Genomic DNA, 14,914 nt, shown 5'->3' with positions numbered 1-14,914 from the left:
TCGGGGTGATTGAATAATGGCAAAGGCACCAATTCGTGCACGTAAACGTGTAAGAAAACAAGTCTCTGACGGCGTGGCTCATATCCATGCTTCTTTCAACAACACCATCGTGACTATCACTGATCGTCAGGGTAACGCGCTGGGTTGGGCAACAGCCGGTGGTTCCGGTTTCCGTGGTTCTCGCAAATCCACTCCGTTTGCAGCTCAGGTTGCAGCAGAGCGTTGCGCTGACGCCGTAAAAGAATACGGTATCAAGAATCTGGAAGTTATGGTTAAAGGTCCGGGTCCAGGTCGCGAATCTACCATTCGTGCACTGAACGCCGCTGGTTTCCGCATCACTAATATTACTGATGTGACTCCGATCCCTCATAACGGTTGTCGTCCGCCGAAAAAACGTCGCGTATAACGCTTCGTTTTCCAGGTTTGTTGGAGAAAGAAAATGGCAAGATATTTGGGTCCTAAGCTCAAGCTGAGCCGTCGTGAGGGCACCGACTTATTCCTTAAGTCTGGCGTTCGCGCGATCGATACCAAGTGTAAAATTGAACAAGCTCCTGGCCAGCACGGTGCGCGTAAACCGCGTCTGTCTGACTATGGTGTGCAGTTGCGTGAAAAGCAAAAAGTTCGCCGTATCTATGGTGTGCTGGAGCGTCAGTTCCGTAACTACTACAAAGAAGCAGCGCGTCTGAAAGGCAACACCGGTGAAAACCTGTTGGCTCTGCTGGAAGGTCGTCTGGACAACGTTGTATACCGTATGGGCTTCGGCGCCACTCGTGCAGAAGCACGCCAGCTGGTTAGCCATAAAGCAATTATGGTAAACGGTCGTGTTGTTAACATCGCTTCTTATCAGGTTAGTCCGAATGACGTTGTTAGCATTCGTGAGAAAGCGAAGAAGCAGTCTCGCGTGAAAGCCGCTCTGGAGCTGGCTGAGCAGCGTGAAAAGCCAACCTGGCTGGAAGTTGATGCTGGCAAGATGGAAGGTACGTTTAAGCGTAAGCCTGAGCGTTCTGATCTGTCTGCGGACATTAACGAACACCTGATCGTCGAGCTTTACTCCAAGTAAAGCTTAGTACCAAAGAGAGGACACAATGCAGGGTTCTGTGACAGAGTTTCTAAAACCGCGCCTGGTAGATATCGAGCAAGTGAGTTCGACGCACGCCAAGGTGACCCTTGAGCCTTTAGAGCGTGGCTTTGGCCATACTCTGGGTAACGCACTGCGCCGTATTCTGCTCTCATCGATGCCGGGTTGCGCGGTGACCGAGGTTGAGATTGATGGTGTACTACATGAGTACAGCACCAAAGAAGGCGTTCAGGAAGACATCCTGGAAATCCTGCTCAACCTGAAAGGGCTGGCGGTGAGAGTTCAGGGTAAAGATGAAGTTATTCTTACCTTGAATAAATCTGGCATTGGCCCTGTGACTGCAGCCGACATTACCCATGACGGGGATGTCGAAATCGTCAAGCCGCAGCACGTGATCTGCCACCTGACCGATGAGAACGCGTCTATTAGCATGCGTATCAAAGTTCAGCGCGGTCGTGGTTATGTGCCGGCTTCTACCCGAATTCATTCGGAAGAAGATGAGCGCCCAATCGGCCGTCTGCTGGTCGACGCATGCTACAGCCCTGTAGAGCGTATTGCCTACAATGTTGAAGCAGCGCGTGTAGAACAGCGTACCGACCTGGACAAGCTGGTCATCGAAATGGAAACCAACGGCACAATCGATCCTGAAGAGGCGATTCGTCGTGCGGCAACCATTCTGGCTGAACAACTGGAAGCTTTCGTTGACTTACGTGATGTACGTCAGCCGGAAGTGAAAGAAGAGAAACCAGAATTCGATCCGATCCTGCTGCGCCCTGTTGACGATCTGGAATTGACTGTCCGCTCTGCTAACTGCCTTAAAGCAGAAGCTATCCACTATATCGGTGATCTGGTACAGCGTACCGAGGTTGAGCTCCTTAAGACGCCTAACCTGGGTAAAAAATCTCTTACTGAGATTAAAGACGTGCTGGCTTCCCGTGGACTGTCTCTGGGCATGCGCCTGGAAAACTGGCCACCGGCAAGCATCGCTGACGAGTAACCGGATCACAGGTTAAGGTTTTACTGAGAAGGATAAGGTCATGCGCCATCGTAAGAGTGGTCGTCAACTGAACCGCAACAGCAGCCATCGCCAGGCTATGTTCCGCAACATGGCAGGTTCACTGGTTCGTCATGAGATCATCAAGACGACCCTGCCTAAAGCGAAAGAGCTGCGTCGCGTAGTTGAGCCGCTGATTACTCTTGCCAAGACTGATAGCGTAGCTAATCGTCGTCTGGCATTCGCCCGTACTCGTGATAACGAGATCGTGGCAAAACTGTTTAACGAACTGGGCCCGCGTTTCGCGAGCCGCGCCGGTGGTTACACTCGCATTCTGAAGTGTGGCTTCCGTGCAGGCGACAACGCGCCGATGGCATACATCGAGCTGGTTGATCGTTCTGAGTCGAAAGCAGAAGCTGCTGCAGAGTAATCTGTAGTAACGTAAAAAAACCCGCTCCGGCGGGTTTTTTTATATCCGCCGTATCCCCACTTATCTACAATATCTGTACTCTTTTTGTTCATCCCCTGGAGTTGTTGTATGTGGTTACTGGACCAGTGGGCAGAGCGCCATATTACCGATGCACAGACTAAAGGTGAGTTTGATAATCTGCCCGGCAGCGGTGAGCCGCTGGCCCTGGATGATGACTCACATGTGCCGCCTGAACTACGGACTGGCTACCGTTTACTCAAAAATGCCTGTTGCCTTCCCCCGGAGCTTGAACAGCGTAAAGAAGCCATTCAGCTACTGGATCTACTTAAAGGTATTCGTCAGGACGATCCGCGGTATCAGGAAGTAAGCCGTCGTTTATCGCTCCTTGAACTAAAACTACGACAGGCGGGGCTGAGTACCGGGTTTTTACGCGGTGAATATGCAGATAAACTGCTGCATAAGATTAATGATGACTAACGGAGCTTGTATGTATCGTATTGGTGAACTGGCAAAGCTGGCAGAAGTGACGCCCGATACCATCCGCTACTATGAAAAGCAGCAGATGATGGAGCATGAAGTGCGTACGGAAGGTGGTTTCCGACTCTACACGGAAAACGATCTTCAGCGCCTTAAGTTTATCCGCTATGCCCGGCAGTTGGGCTTTACGCTTGAGTCGATCCGGGAACTGTTGTCGATCCGTGTCGATCCTGAACACCATACCTGCCAGGAGTCGAAAGGAATCGTGCAGGAAAGGCTGAAAGAGGTCGAATCACGAATTGCGGAATTACAGAGCATGCAGCGTTCATTGCAGAGGCTGAACGATGCCTGCTGTGGAACGGCACACAGCAGCGTCTATTGTTCAATTCTGGAAGCACTGGAACAAGGTGCCAGCGGAGTAAAGCAGGAGTGTTGATTTATTGACCTGATGAGCCTACACTCGCGCCGTTAAACCATACAAACTGGAGTTATTATGAGTCGTTATCAGCATACGAAAGGGCAGATAAAAGACAACGCCATTGAGGCATTACTGCACGATCCGCTTTTCAGACAACGTGTTGAAAAAAATAAGAAAGGGAAAGGAAGTTATCTGCGTAAAGGCAAACATGGCAATCGGGGTAACTGGGAGGCCAGTGGCAAGAAAGTGAATCACTTTTTTACCACTGGCTTTCTGCTTATTAAGGCTTGTTAAGAACGGTTGTTTTGTTCTTTCAGAAGATCGCGGATCTCAGAAAGCAATACTTCTTCCGTTGTCGGCGCTGGCGCTTCCGTCGGTTCTTCTTTCTTACGATTCAGTTTGTTGATCAGTTTGATAGCCATGAAGATAGCAAACGCCACAATAACAAAATCAAAGACGTTCTGAATAAACACACCGTAATGCATCACGACTGCCGGGATATCTCCCTGCGCTTCGCGTAGCGTAAAGGCAAACTGTTTAAAATCGATCCCGCCAATTAACAATCCCAGCGGCGGCATAATGATATCAGCAACCAGAGAAGAAACGATCTTCCCGAATGCCGCCCCAATAATCACACCCACTGCCAAATCAACAACATTCCCGCGCATCGCGAATTCGCGAAACTCTTTAATAAAGCTCATTTTATTCTCCCTATGCAACTGACGTTTATAAGTTTAACAAATGTTAAGGCATTTTCCATTTATGGATTGTTTAAAGGAGCATTTATTAGGCCCTGATAAAACAGGGGAATTAAAGAGGGCGCTGCATTAGCGCCCAAATAATTACAGGAAGAAAGGACTTGGCTGGAATAAGCGTTCGACGTCGGTAATAAACTTTTTATCCGTCAGGAACATAATCACATGATCGCCTTGTTCAATGCGCAAATTGTCATTGGCAATCATTACATCGTTACCGCGAACCACTGCGCCAATTATTGTTCCCGGTGGAAGTTTAATTTCATCAATGGCGCGGCCTACGACGCGAGATGTACTTTCATCACCGTGGGCAACGGCTTCAATTGCTTCTGCTACACCACGACGTAGCGATGACACTCCCACAATATCGGCTTTACGCACATGGCTGAGTAACGCGGAAATCGTGGCCTGCTGTGGCGAAATGGCAATATCAATGACGCTCCCCTGGACGAGATCCACATAGGCGCGACGTTGAATGAGCACCATTACTTTCTTCGCACCCATCCGTTTGGCCAGCATTGCCGACATAATGTTGGCTTCATCATCGTTGGTGACTGCAATAAACAGATCAACCTGATCAATATGCTCTTCAGCCAGCAGTTCCTGATCCGACGCATCGCCAAAAAAGACGATCGTATTTTGCAGTTTTTCGGCAAGTTCGGAGGCCCGCTGTTGATCGCGCTCGATCAGTTTGACGCTGTAATCTTTTTCCAGACGACGCGCGAGACCGGCACCGATATTTCCCCCTCCGACTAACATAATACGCTTATAGGGTTTCTCCAGACGTTGCAGTTCGCTCATTACCGCGCGGATATGCTGTGATGCGGCAATAAAAAAGACTTCATCGCCTGCTTCTACAATAGTCGAACCCTGGGGACGAATGGGGCGGTCATGACGGAATATCGCGGCGACGCGGGTATCAATATGCGGCATATGCTCACGCATCGTGGATAACGCGTTCCCGATCAGCGGCCCGCCATAATAGGCTTTCACTACCGCAAGACTGACTTTACCTTCGGCGAAATTAACGACCTGCAATGCGCCGGGATATTCGATCAGGCGATAAATGTTATCGATGACCAGTTGCTCTGGCGCAATAAGATGGTCGATGGGGACGGCTTCAGAGTGGAAGAGTTTATCCGCATCGCGGACATAATCTGGCGAACGGATACGGGCGATACGATTTGGCGTATTGAAGAGTGAATAGGCCACCTGGCAGGCGACCATATTCGTTTCATCGGAACTGGTCACGGCGACCAGCATATCCGCATCGTCTGCACCCGCTTCACGCAGCACGCGGGGGTGAGAGCCATGCCCTTGCACGACGCGGAGATCGAACTTGTCCTGTAAACTACGCAGGCGTTCGCCATTGATATCGACCACCGTGATGTCGTTGTTCTCTCCGACCAGGTTTTCAGCCAGCGTGCCGCCGACCTGCCCTGCGCCCAGAATGATAATTTTCATCAGTCGCGACCCGTTATCTCATCACTTTTTGATTAGCTTAGCGTAAAAGAAGCCGTCACCTTCTTCCGCACCTGGCAGATTTTGCACGCCCGGTTGAGCGGGGGTTCCGGTGCCGGTCAGGGTGGCGTCCGGGGTGCGCTGTAAAAAAGCCTGAATCTGTTGGCTATTCTCTTCCGGCAGGACAGAACAGGTCGCGTAGACCAGTGTTCCGCCTGACTTTAAATGTGGCCATATGGCATCCAGAATTTCCGACTGTAATTTTGCCAGTTCAGCAATATCACGATCGCGGCGTAGCCATTTGATATCCGGGTGACGACGAATGACGCCGGTGGCTGAACAAGGCGCATCCAGCAGAATACGGTCAAATTTCTGCTCGCCACACCATTGCGCGGGATATCGACCATCACCCTGTTTGACAGTTGCCTTCATCCCCAGACGTTTAAGGTTATCGTAAACGCGTGAAAGACGCTGTTCGTCGACATCGACAGCCAACACCTGCGCTTCAGGCGCGGCTTCGAGTATATGCGTTGTTTTACCCCCCGGTGCGGCGCACAAATCCAGGATTTGCTCGCCGTTTTGCGGGGCGAGGAAGCTAACACAGCCTTGCGCGGAAGCATCCTGAACCGTTACCCAACCCTCTTCAAAGCCGGGTAAGGCATGAACCGGCGCCGGAGACTCAAGACGTAGGGCGTCAGGATAGGCCGAGTGGGGAAAACCGTTCATTCCTGCGTCCTGCAATAACGCGAGCCAGCTGTCGCGTGAATGATGTGTACGGTTCACGCGTAGCCACATTGGAGGACGTTGGTTGTTGGCTTCGACAATCGCTTCCCATTGGGTGGGATAGGATTTTTGCAGGCGCTTTAGCAGCCAGGACGGATGCAGAAAACGTGCCTCGCTGGTCGCAAACTCAGCCAGCAACGCCTCCTGCTGACGCTGAAACTGACGCAAAACGCCATTGATCAGCCCCTTAAGCTGTGGGCGCTTAATAGCAACAGCACCTTCAACCGTTTCTGCGAGGGCCGCATGTGGTGGAATTCGTGTGTGCAATAGCTGGTAAAACCCTACCATGATCAGGTAATGCACGGTGCGTTGCTTACCGGTCATCGGGCGAGACATTAATTTATTAATCAGCCACTCCAGCTGCGAAAGGGTGCGCAACACGCCAAAGCACAGCTCCTGAAGCAGCGCTTTGTCTTTATCGGAGACTTTTTGCTGTAGTGGTGGCAGGACATTACTTAAGGATTGCCCTTGCTCAACGACCTGCTCAACGGCCTGTGCCGCCAGACTGCGTAAATTTTGTTTTTTCATAACCGCAAAAATAAAAATGCCCGGTAACACCGGGCGTAGTAAGACGTGACCGTCAGGCCAGACGGTTGCCAGGAATAAACCATTCCCGACGTGAATTTAAAAGATCCTGCGCGCTCATTGCCTTCTTACCTGCGGGTTGAAGGGAGAGCAGGTTCAGGATGCCGTTGCCGGTTGCAACCTGAATACCTTGTTTAGTCGCGTCAAGAATGGTGCCCGGTTCCGCTTGCGTTACGCGCTCTATCACTGACGCCTGCCACACTTTTACCGGCTGACCGTCAATTTCCATCCAGCTCATTGGCCAGGGATTAAAGGCGCGGATGCAGCGTTCAAGCTGTGCAGCAGAGAGAGACCAGTCCATACGCGCCTCTTCTTTGCTAAGTTTCTCAGCGTGAGTGGCCAGGGTGTTGTCCTGTACTTCTGGCTTCGCGGTACCGTTTTCTAACTGTTTCAGCGTTTCAATCAGCCCCTGTGGGCCAAGATCCGCCAGCTTGTCATACAGCGTGCCGCTGGTGTCTTCCGCGGTGATTGGACAGGCAAGTTTATAGAGCATATCGCCAGTATCCAGACCCACATCCATTTGCATGATGGTTACGCCCGTTTCGGCATCACCAGCCCAAAGTGAACGTTGGATCGGCGCTGCGCCACGCCAGCGCGGGAGCAGGGAACCGTGAACGTTGATGCAGCCGAGTCGCGGCATATCCAGCACCGCTTTTGGCAGAATCAGGCCATACGCCACCACGACCATTACGTCAGCGTGTAAGTCTGCGACTAAATGCTGGTTTTCTTGTGGGCGCAAGGAGGCGGGCTGAAAAACCGCTATTCCTTTCTCTTCCGCCAGCACTTTCACCGGGCTGGGCATCAGCTTTTTACCGCGTCCAGCCGGGCGGTCGGGTTGGGTAAACACGCCAACGATGTTGTGTCCAGAAGACAACAGCGCGTCAAGATGACGCGCTGCAAAGTCAGGTGTACCCGCAAAAATAATACGTAGTGAGTCTGACACGTTGATTCTGGTCCTTAAGCTCGGGCGTTCAGGCGGTCGAGTTTCTCAACTTTCTGACGAATACGTTGTTGCTTCAGCGGCGACAGATAATCGATAAACAGTTTACCGACCAGGTGATCCATCTCGTGCTGAATACAGATAGCCAACAGGCCGTCTGCTTCCAGCTCAAAAGATTTACCGTCGCGGTCGAGTGCGCGAATTTTCACTTTCTCCGCACGCGGCACTAAAGCTCGCTGTTCAGGAATAGACAGACAGCCTTCTTCAATCCCCGTCTCACCGCTTTTTTCCAGCAGTTCCGGGTTGATTAACACCAGACGCTCGTCGCGGTTTTCCGAAACATCAATCACGATGATACGTTGATGAATATCGACCTGCGTTGCCGCCAGGCCAATACCTTCTTCTGCATACATCGTTTCGAACATATCATCGACGATACGCTGAATTTCTGCATTCACTTCTTCTACCGGTTTTGCGACTTTGCGAAGACGCTCGTCCGGAATATGTAACACTTGCAAAACTGCCATAATTATCCAGAGTTGTGTTCAGGAGTTGGAAAGATTATTACCTCTATTCTAGACAAAACCCCCTCCGATTGACAGCATCAGTGACCAATCGCAAAGATTGCCAGGACAGCTTGTGGCAGGGGGATAAAGGATGACCTGTACCGAAATTTGGTTACGTTTGATGCATGTGAGTGAATTGTATGGCGATGCAATGTTGAGCATTGCGAATTTGCTCATACAACAGCGTCAGATTGATAAGACTTTGCTTCAGAACGCAGGGTTAACGTCCCGACAAGCGGAACGCTTTTTAACCGTCCCGCAAAAAGCGCTGGATGACGCGCAGCACTGGCTTGAGCAACCTCATCACCATTTGATTCTGGCCGGCAGCGCGCGTTATCCGGCACAGTTGAATGCGATTGCAGATTATCCCGGCGCTTTTTTTGTTGCGGGTGATCCAGAATGTCTCCAGAACTTCCAGCTTGGCGTCGTAGGAAGCCGGACACCTTCCTGGTATGGCGAGCGATGGGGGCGCTTGTTCTGTGAAAGTCTTGCCGTAAAAGGGGTGACGATTACCAGCGGGCTGGCGAGAGGAGTTGATGGCGTTGCGCATAAAGCCGCCTTAAACGCGAACGGGAAAAGCGTGGCTGTGCTGGGCAACGGTCTGGGAAGTATCCATCCCCGACGACATACCCGGCTGGCTGAGGGGCTGATAGACGCCGGTGGCGCGCTGGTGTCGGAGTTTCCATTAGCGACGCTCCCTTTACCGCACCATTTTCCCCGACGAAACCGCATCATTAGCGGCCTGAGCAAAGGCGTGCTGGTTGTTGAAGCGGCACTACGAAGCGGCTCTTTGGTTACCGCGCGCTGTGCGCTGGAGCAAGGGAGGGATGTCTTTGCCTTGCCAGGGCCGATAGGCAGCCCTGGCAGTGAAGGGCCGCATTGGTTGATCAAACAGGGCGCCACTCTTGTGACGGCGCCAGAGGATATTCTGGACAATTTGCAATACGGCTTACATTGGCTGCCAGATGAGGCCGAAAATTCACTTTATTCACCAGATCAGGAAGTCGCAGCATTGCCATTTCCTATGCTCCTGGCTAACGTAGGAGATGAGGTAACACCTGTTGACGTCGTCGCTGAACGTGCCGGCCAACCTGTGCCAGAGGTAGTGGCTCAGCTACTCGAACTGGAGTTAGCAGGATGGATCGCAGCTGTACCCGGCGGCTATGTCCGATTAAGGAGGGCAAGCCATGTTCGACGTACTAATGTATTTGTTTGAGACTTACATCCATAACGAAGCTGAATTGCGTGTGGATCAGGACAAACTGGAACGGGATCTTACCGACGCTGGCTTTGACCGTGAAGACATCTACAACGCGCTACTGTGGCTGGAAAAGCTTGCTGATTATCAGGAAGGCCTCGCCGAACCTATGCAACTGGCTTCCGATCCGCTCTCCGTACGTATTTACACGGCAGAGGAGTGCAATCGACTGGATGCCAGCTGTCGGGGGTTTCTGTTATTCCTCGAGCAGATTCAGGTGCTAAACCTCGAAACGCGAGAAATGGTGATTGAACGCGTGCTCGCGCTGGATACCGCAGAATTCGATCTGGAAGACCTGAAGTGGGTGATCCTGATGGTTTTATTTAACATTCCGGGTTGTGAAAATGCGTATCAGCAAATGGAAGAATTACTCTTTGAAGTGAATGAAGGTATGCTGCATTAATCGACCTTCATTCAGCATGAGTTGTTATGGCTAAATCAGCACTGTTTACGGTGCATAAAAATGAGCCCTGCCCACAGTGCGGGGCTGAACTTGTTATTCGCTCCGGGAAACACGGTCCTTTTCTCGGCTGCTCACACTATCCAGAATGTGATTATGTCCGTCCGCTGAAATCGTCAGCAGACGGACATATCGTCAAAGTTCTGGAGGGGAAGTTTTGCCCGGCATGTGGCGCGGAGCTGGTATTGCGGCAGGGGCGGTTCGGCATGTTTATCGGTTGCAGTGACTACCCCGCGTGTGGCCATACCGAACTGATCGACAAACCAGACGAAACTGCCATTACCTGCCCTCAGTGCCAAAAAGGTCATCTGGTTCAACGGCGTTCCCGTTATGGTAAAACTTTTCATTCCTGCGATCGCTATCCTGAATGTCAGTTTGTCATTAACTTCAAACCGATAGCCGGAGAGTGTCCTGAATGTCACTATCCGCTACTCATCGAAAAGAAAACCGCGCAGGGTGTGAAGCACTTTTGCGCCAGTAAACAATGTGGAAAGCCGGTTCCGGCGGAACAACAAAGTGAATAATAACCTGCCCACAGACGCTATCGCGGCAGCGGTAGCGGTACTGCATAAAGAATGTGTCATCGCGTATCCCACAGAAGCTGTTTTCGGTGTCGGGTGCGATCCTGATAGTGAAACGGCGGTCAACCGCTTACTGGAATTGAAACAGCGTCCGGTTGAGAAAGGCCTCATTTTAATTGCGGCAAATTTTGAGCAGCTTAAGCCATATATTGATGACAGCATGCTGACAGATACGCAACGAGAAGCGATCTTTGCGTGCTGGCCTGGCCCGGTGACGTTTGTTTTTCCTGCACCGGCGACAACGCCGCGCTGGTTGACGGGACGTTTTGATTCGCTGGCGGTTCGCGTTACGGATCACCCGCTGGTGGTCTCATTGTGCCAGGCTTATGGCAAACCGTTAGTTTCCACCAGTGCGAATTTGACAGGGTTGCCTCCCTGCCGCACGGTCGAAGAAGTACGGGCGCAGTTTGGCGCGGATTTCCCCGTTGTTGAGGGTGAAACGGGAGGACGCCTGAATCCTTCTGAAATTCGTGATGCCCTGACGGGCGAGCTGTTTCGACAGGGGTAATACGATGGAAACCTATGCTGTTTTTGGTAACCCGATTGCGCACAGCAAGTCGCCATTTATTCATCAGCAGTTTGCGCAGCAACTGAAGATAGATCATCCCTATGGGCGTGTTCTGGCGCCGGTTGATGATTTCGTGAATACCCTTAACGCCTTCTTTGCGCAAGGAGGGAAAGGGGCGAACGTTACCGTTCCTTTTAAAGAGGAAGCGTTTGCACGCGCAGATGAACTGACGGAGCGTGCGGCGCTTGCCGGGGCGGTGAATACCCTGAAACGCCTTGATGATGGTCGCTTGCTGGGGGATAACACCGACGGCATCGGCCTGTTGAGCGATCTTGAACGTTTGTCTTTCATTCGTCCGGGGCTACGCATCCTGCTGATTGGGGCGGGGGGGGCTTCCAGGGGCGTACTGTTACCGCTGCTATCAATGGATTGTGCGGTTACTATTGCGAACCGAACCGCTTCCCGTGCTGAAGAACTGGCGCAAATCTTCGCTCATACCGGCAGTGTTCAGGCCCTTCGTCTTGATGCGCTGGAAGGCCATGAATTCGATCTGATCATCAATGCGACATCCAGTGGAATTAGCGGTGATATTCCCGCGATCCCGTCATCGCTCATTCATCCTGCTGTCTGTTGCTACGATATGTTTTATCAAAAGGGGAATACGCCGTTCCTTGCCTGGTGTGCGGAGCAAGGGGCAAAACGGTATGCCGATGGTTTGGGGATGCTGGTGGGGCAAGCCGCGCATGCTGTTTTTCTCTGGCATGGCGTGTTGCCTGACGTGGAACCTGTTATTGCAACGCTGAAGCAGGAACTGTCGGCATGAACCAGGCTATTCAGTTTCCTGACAGAGAAGAGTGGGACGCGGACCTTGAGGCCGTTAGCTTTCCCGCACTGGTGAATGGGATGCAGTTAATGTGTGCTATCAAGGGAACCACGCTGGCGCATCGCTTTGGTGGCGATACGCCAGAACGGTGGCTGGCAGACTTTTGTGAACATCGCTGGGATCTGGAAGAAGAAGCGGAAGCGTTGATCCAGTCCCAGCAAGAAGACTATCAGGGTTGGGTCTGGCTGTCCTGACTCAGGTATTCATCTTTCCATTTCACATAGTTATTTGCGGAGTACTGTAGCCCGGCTTTCTCTTCGTCACTTAGCGGACGGATCTGCTTCACCGGACTCCCCAGATACAGATAGCCGCTTTCCAGGCGCTTGTTTTGCGGCACCAGGCTGCCAGCGCCGATCATGACGTCATCTTCTATTACCGCGCCATCCAGCAGAATGGACCCCATGCCAACCAGAACCCGGTTGCCGATAGTGCAGCCGTGGAGCATGACTTTATGCCCGACAGTGACATCTTCACCCACAATAAGCGGATTACCTTGCGGGTTAGTGGTGGATTTGTGCGTCACATGCAGCACGCTGCCGTCCTGGATATTTGAGCGGGCGCCAATCTCTACATAGTTCACATCGCCACGAATGACGACCAGCGGCCAGATCCCGACGTCATCAGCCAGACGAACATCGCCAATGACGACGCTACTGGAATCGATCATCACGCGTTGCCCGATCTGTGGGAAAAGATCCTTATAAGGACGTAATACGTCAGACATGTTTACCTCAACGAAAGAGAACAGTAATGAAGACTTTGGTTGGATTATTGGCGCTACGCAAGTGTTTCAGGTATCAAAAATCAGCCAAATTGCGCAGGAATGTAGCTAAAGGGGTAAAAAACAGGCATTCAGCAAAAAAGATCCAAAAAACGCTTGTGCAAAAAAATGGGATCCCTATAATGCGCCTCCGTTGAGACGACAAAGTGAAACGCTTCACAAGATGGTCGGAACAACGAAGAGAAAAATCCTGAAAAATGGGGTTGACTCTGAAAGAGGAAAGCGTAATATACGCCACCTCGCGACAGAGCGCTAAAGCGCGTCGCAACTGCTCTTTAACAATTTATCAGACAATCTGTGTGGGCACTCAAAGTGACATGGATTCTTAATGTCTTCGGACAATAAATGAATACCAAGTCTCTGAGTGAACACGTAATTCATTACGAAGTTTAATTCACGAGCATCAAACTTAAATTGAAGAGTTTGATCATGGCTCAGATTGAACGCTGGCGGCAGGCCTAACACATGCAAGTCGAACGGTAACAGGAAGCAGCTTGCTGCTTTGCTGACGAGTGGCGGACGGGTGAGTAATGTCTGGGAAACTGCCTGATGGAGGGGGATAACTACTGGAAACGGTAGCTAATACCGCATAACGTCGCAAGACCAAAGAGGGGGACCTTCGGGCCTCTTGCCATCAGATGTGCCCAGATGGGATTAGCTTGTTGGTGGGGTAACGGCTCACCAAGGCGACGATCCCTAGCTGGTCTGAGAGGATGACCAGCCACACTGGAACTGAGACACGGTCCAGACTCCTACGGGAGGCAGCAGTGGGGAATATTGCACAATGGGCGCAAGCCTGATGCAGCCATGCCGCGTGTATGAAGAAGGCCTTCGGGTTGTAAAGTACTTTCAGCGGGGAGGAAGGTGTTGTGGTTAATAACCGCAGCAATTGACGTTACCCGCAGAAGAAGCACCGGCTAACTCCGTGCCAGCAGCCGCGGTAATACGGAGGGTGCAAGCGTTAATCGGAATTACTGGGCGTAAAGCGCACGCAGGCGGTCTGTTAAGTCAGATGTGAAATCCCCGGGCTCAACCTGGGAACTGCATCTGATACTGGCAGGCTTGAGTCTCGTAGAGGGGGGTAGAATTCCAGGTGTAGCGGTGAAATGCGTAGAGATCTGGAGGAATACCGGTGGCGAAGGCGGCCCCCTGGACGAAGACTGACGCTCAGGTGCGAAAGCGTGGGGAGCAAACAGGATTAGATACCCTGGTAGTCCACGCCGTAAACGATGTCGACTTGGAGGTTGTGCCCTTGAGGCGTGGCTTCCGGAGCTAACGCGTTAAGTCGACCGCCTGGGGAGTACGGCCGCAAGGTTAAAACTCAAATGAATTGACGGGGGCCCGCACAAGCGGTGGAGCATGTGGTTTAATTCGATGCAACGCGAAGAACCTTACCTGGTCTTGACATCCACGGAAGGTCTCAGAGATGAGACTGTGCCTTCGGGAACCGTGAGACAGGTGCTGCATGGCTGTCGTCAGCTCGTGTTGTGAAATGTTGGGTTAAGTCCCGCAACGAGCGCAACCCTTATCCTTTGTTGCCAGCGGTTAGGCCGGGAACTCAAAGGAGACTGCCAGTGATAAACTGGAGGAAGGTGGGGATGACGTCAAGTCATCATGGCCCTTACGACCAGGGCTACACACGTGCTACAATGGCATATACAAAGAGAAGCGACCTCGCGAGAGCAAGCGGACCTCATAAAGTATGTCGTAGTCCGGATTGGAGTCTGCAACTCGACTCCATGAAGTCGGAATCGCTAGTAATCGTGGATCAGAATGCCACGGTGAATACGTTCCCGGGCCTTGTACACACCGCCCGTCACACCATGGGAGTGGGTTGCAAAAGAAGTAGGTAGCTTAACCTTCGGGAGGGCGCTTACCACTTTGTGATTCATGACTGGGGTGAAGTCGTAACAAGGTAACCGTAGGGGAACCTGCGGTTGGATCACCTCCTTACCT

At 51.8% G+C, this 14,914-nt stretch carries 19 protein-coding genes and 1 rRNA gene; 14 read left to right on the top strand and 6 right to left on the bottom strand.

The annotated features are described in order from the left end of the window. Window positions 1-16: 16 nt before the first annotated feature. The 7 genes from rpsK to arfA all read left to right on the top strand — a co-directional run bounded on the left by rpsK (window position 17) and on the right by arfA (window position 3,691). Window positions 17-406 (top strand): 30S ribosomal protein S11, encoded by a 390-nt coding sequence (gene rpsK, locus OGV83_RS04160; RefSeq protein WP_001029684.1) that lies wholly within the window; start codon window positions 17-19, stop codon window positions 404-406. 33 nt (window positions 407-439) lie between these two features. Beyond that, window positions 440-1,060 carry a 30S ribosomal protein S4 gene (gene rpsD, locus OGV83_RS04155; protein WP_000135224.1) on the top strand — a complete coding sequence of 207 codons (621 nt, stop codon included), beginning with the start codon at window positions 440-442 and terminating at the stop codon, window positions 1,058-1,060. Window positions 1,061-1,085: 25 nt separating this feature from the next. After that, a complete protein-coding gene (locus tag OGV83_RS04150) occupies window positions 1,086-2,075 on the top strand; it encodes a DNA-directed RNA polymerase subunit alpha (protein WP_001162094.1) in 990 nt (329 codons plus the stop codon). Window positions 2,076-2,115: 40 nt separating this feature from the next. Beyond that, window positions 2,116-2,502, top strand: a complete 387-nt coding sequence (gene rplQ / locus OGV83_RS04145) for a 50S ribosomal protein L17 (protein WP_001216372.1) — start codon at window positions 2,116-2,118, stop codon at window positions 2,500-2,502. Between the two features lie 108 nt (window positions 2,503-2,610). Next, complete coding sequence (locus OGV83_RS04140; RefSeq protein WP_286463185.1) at window positions 2,611-2,979, top strand: DnaJ family domain-containing protein; 369 nt, start codon at window positions 2,611-2,613, stop codon at window positions 2,977-2,979. 10 nt (window positions 2,980-2,989) lie between these two features. After that, window positions 2,990-3,415 carry a Zn(2+)-responsive transcriptional regulator gene (zntR, locus tag OGV83_RS04135; protein WP_024131002.1) on the top strand — a complete coding sequence of 142 codons (426 nt, stop codon included), beginning with the start codon at window positions 2,990-2,992 and terminating at the stop codon, window positions 3,413-3,415. A 57-nt stretch (window positions 3,416-3,472) separates the two neighbouring features. Continuing rightward, window positions 3,473-3,691: an alternative ribosome-rescue factor ArfA gene (arfA, locus tag OGV83_RS04130; RefSeq protein WP_012135422.1), complete on the top strand. Its 219-nt coding sequence runs from the start codon at window positions 3,473-3,475 to the stop codon at window positions 3,689-3,691. Here arfA and mscL read toward each other — a convergent pair. The 5 genes from mscL to def all read right to left on the bottom strand — a co-directional run bounded on the left by mscL (window position 3,688) and on the right by def (window position 8,448). Continuing rightward, a complete protein-coding gene (gene mscL, locus OGV83_RS04125) occupies window positions 3,688-4,098 on the bottom strand; it encodes a large-conductance mechanosensitive channel protein MscL (RefSeq protein WP_012135421.1) in 411 nt (136 codons plus the stop codon). The two genes, arfA and mscL, sit on opposite strands and share 4 nt — an antisense overlap. A 141-nt stretch (window positions 4,099-4,239) precedes the next feature. Continuing rightward, the gene (gene trkA, locus OGV83_RS04120) at window positions 4,240-5,616 is read right to left on the bottom strand and encodes a Trk system potassium transporter TrkA (protein ID WP_012135420.1); all 1,377 of its coding nucleotides are present in this window, start codon (window positions 5,614-5,616) and stop codon (window positions 4,240-4,242) included. A gap of 21 nt (window positions 5,617-5,637) precedes the next feature. Then, window positions 5,638-6,924, bottom strand: coding sequence for a 16S rRNA (cytosine(967)-C(5))-methyltransferase RsmB (rsmB, locus tag OGV83_RS04115; RefSeq protein WP_049011818.1), 1,287 nt, complete (start codon window positions 6,922-6,924; stop codon window positions 5,638-5,640). A gap of 52 nt (window positions 6,925-6,976) precedes the next feature. After that, entirely contained in the window at window positions 6,977-7,924 is a 948-nt protein-coding gene (gene fmt / locus OGV83_RS04110) for a methionyl-tRNA formyltransferase (protein ID WP_286463184.1), read from the bottom strand. 14 nt (window positions 7,925-7,938) lie between these two features. Further along, complete coding sequence (def, locus tag OGV83_RS04105; protein WP_012135417.1) at window positions 7,939-8,448, bottom strand: peptide deformylase; 510 nt, start codon at window positions 8,446-8,448, stop codon at window positions 7,939-7,941. Window positions 8,449-8,578: 130 nt separating this feature from the next. On the opposite strand from def, the gene dprA reads away from it, so the two are divergent. From dprA to OGV83_RS04075, 6 genes are read left to right on the top strand one after another with little or no spacing between them, the layout of a single operon-like run. After that, window positions 8,579-9,703 carry a DNA-protecting protein DprA gene (gene dprA / locus OGV83_RS04100; protein WP_286463182.1) on the top strand — a complete coding sequence of 375 codons (1,125 nt, stop codon included), beginning with the start codon at window positions 8,579-8,581 and terminating at the stop codon, window positions 9,701-9,703. Then, on the top strand, window positions 9,675-10,148 hold the full coding sequence (gene smg, locus OGV83_RS04095) for a DUF494 family protein Smg (RefSeq protein WP_024130999.1): 474 nt from the start codon (window positions 9,675-9,677) through the stop codon (window positions 10,146-10,148). The genes dprA and smg overlap by 29 nt, the downstream gene beginning before the upstream one ends. Window positions 10,149-10,174: 26 nt before the next feature. Next, a complete protein-coding gene (locus OGV83_RS04090; protein ID WP_012135414.1) occupies window positions 10,175-10,729 on the top strand; it encodes a DNA topoisomerase family protein in 555 nt (184 codons plus the stop codon). Then, window positions 10,722-11,294, top strand: a complete 573-nt coding sequence (gene tsaC / locus OGV83_RS04085; protein ID WP_024130998.1) for an L-threonylcarbamoyladenylate synthase type 1 TsaC — start codon at window positions 10,722-10,724, stop codon at window positions 11,292-11,294. Before OGV83_RS04090 ends, tsaC begins: the two co-directional genes overlap by 8 nt. Before the next feature lie 4 nt (window positions 11,295-11,298). Beyond that, on the top strand, window positions 11,299-12,117 hold the full coding sequence (gene aroE, locus OGV83_RS04080) for a shikimate dehydrogenase (protein ID WP_049011816.1): 819 nt from the start codon (window positions 11,299-11,301) through the stop codon (window positions 12,115-12,117). After that, entirely contained in the window at window positions 12,114-12,371 is a 258-nt protein-coding gene (locus tag OGV83_RS04075) for a DUF1488 family protein (RefSeq protein WP_058668173.1), read from the top strand. The genes aroE and OGV83_RS04075 overlap by 4 nt, the downstream gene beginning before the upstream one ends. Here the strand turns inward: OGV83_RS04075 and OGV83_RS04070 are convergent. Next, entirely contained in the window at window positions 12,347-12,901 is a 555-nt protein-coding gene (locus tag OGV83_RS04070) for a gamma carbonic anhydrase family protein (RefSeq protein ID WP_012135410.1), read from the bottom strand. The two genes, OGV83_RS04075 and OGV83_RS04070, sit on opposite strands and share 25 nt — an antisense overlap. Before the next feature lie 468 nt (window positions 12,902-13,369). Here OGV83_RS04070 and OGV83_RS04065 point away from each other — a divergent pair. Continuing rightward, window positions 13,370-14,911: ribosomal RNA gene (locus OGV83_RS04065) — 16S ribosomal RNA — on the top strand. The last annotated feature ends 3 nt before the right edge of the window (window positions 14,912-14,914 follow it).

Source organism: Citrobacter sp. CK189 (genome assembly GCF_030333505.1).
Lineage (GTDB): Bacteria > Pseudomonadota > Gammaproteobacteria > Enterobacterales > Enterobacteriaceae > Citrobacter_B > Citrobacter_B koseri.
The sequence above is the reverse complement of the archived record's forward strand: the minus strand, read 5'-3'. Positions and strand labels throughout refer to the sequence as shown.